The following is a 1659-nucleotide window of genomic DNA, read 5'->3' as shown; positions in this document are numbered from 1 at the left end:
TTTAGAAGGTGCAGGTAATCCAAAACCTGTTCTTCATCGAGATCAAGGGGACTACATTTAAAATGGATGGACATGTGCGCGAGGCAGCGGGAGTAGTTGGTAAGGGTACTTTGACTTTTACCGGCGAGTTCTACGGAACATTTTAACCCGGATTATGCATTAGAATAAACAAAAGGAGGGCTGGAATTTTTAATTTGCGCAAAAATTCCATCCATCCAAGGTCTTCTTTTAACCGGGAGGGCGATCTTCAACACCTTTTTATTAGCGTGATTCACCTGCCATGCGCCTAATGCAAAGTAATAGACACGTAAGGTTTTGAGGGTTGCCCGATTATGATGATTTAGCGCAAAATGTCTGAATAGGCTTAAAAGATTATAGGCTACCATTATGAACCTGAAGGAGGCTTCAGTGGCCCAGAAATCTTGAAGGCAGAAGTTTTCGAGTCCAAAATCTTCCTTTAGTTCCTTTATTCCGTTTTCACAATCAGCTCTGGTATTGTAAATGTTCCATATCTGGTCCAAAGGAAGATCCAGATTGGTTACATAGCAACTGAACCGGTACCCTGGCAATTCATCGAATAGGAGTTTCCCACCTGCCTTGGGACGATCCTCGATCTTTTTCCTCACCACAATATATCTTCTGGGTTTACCGTCAAGATGATTGAAAACCATCTCATTTAGATCGATCCCTTTAGCGAGGTTCATCCAATTGTCCAGACCCAACACTGCACTTTTAACATTGGGATACATCCGCGCAGCCATGATATAATTTTGATTTTCTTTTTCCAGATAATCCAATAGTTCTTCTGTATAAAAACCACTGTCGGCACGAACCAGACCTATTCGTTTTCCTTTGAGGGCTTCATTGAAGGTCTCCTGCATAAAGGTTTTACAGCTACTGCTATCGGCAGTGTTTCCGGGCCTTAGCCATGCATTGGCCACCATGCGGGTCTGGCCCACAAAAGCCATCAGCGGGTGATGGGAATTGCGTCCCTTCTTGTTAGGATTATACCCTTTTGCGCTCCCTTGTTGATCTCCATATCTGGTAATGACGGTGCTGTCAAAATCGACAGTAAGATTATCCACACCTATCTGATCAAAAAACCAATGTTGCAATTGGGGGAAAATTTTGGTATTACGGGCCTGATTAAACTTACCGAAAAAGCGGCTATAGGTGCTCTGGGAAGGCATCTTGTCCCATCCAAATATAGCATGAAGGGTTTGGTCATACCTGAGCCAATCACAATGGATATAACGGGAGGCCCCTGTCCAGATCCCTAGCCAAAAAGATTCTATAATGTGCTCGGGGCAATAGCCTCGATTGGAACCAGGTTGGGGTAAATCTAGCTTCTGCAAATAATCTCTTATTCCAGTCTGATCCACAAACCTTTTCATTAAGCTCATCCCGCCAAAGGGAGTCACTTGCTTATCAGAATACTCGATAGGAAGATTAACCATAATGGTGAAATTTAAAACCTCCAATAAATGTAGTAAATTCTGGAAAATAGCTAATACATCAAGAGCCTAATGCATAAAGCGGGTTTAACTTGCGGTAGAGTTCGCCAAACTCGGGTACAGAATTACAAGCCCTGTCAATGAGGGTACTACTTTTTTTTCATAACTTTCAATATTATAATTAGAGATACTTAAAGGTAGTGAA

The 1659-nt window shown here is 42.3% G+C and carries 1 protein-coding gene; it reads right to left on the bottom strand.

All coding sequences use genetic code 11. The features are described from left to right. Positions 1-152: 152 nt before the first annotated feature. Positions 153-1457, bottom strand: coding sequence for an IS1380 family transposase (locus BM084_RS18965; RefSeq protein WP_143083704.1), 1305 nt, complete (start codon positions 1455-1457; stop codon positions 153-155). Between the last annotated feature and the right edge of the window lie 202 nt (positions 1458-1659).

The organism is Salegentibacter agarivorans (genome assembly GCF_900113135.1).
GTDB lineage: Bacteria > Bacteroidota > Bacteroidia > Flavobacteriales > Flavobacteriaceae > Salegentibacter > Salegentibacter agarivorans.
This window is presented reverse-complemented; position numbering and strand designations above follow the sequence as displayed.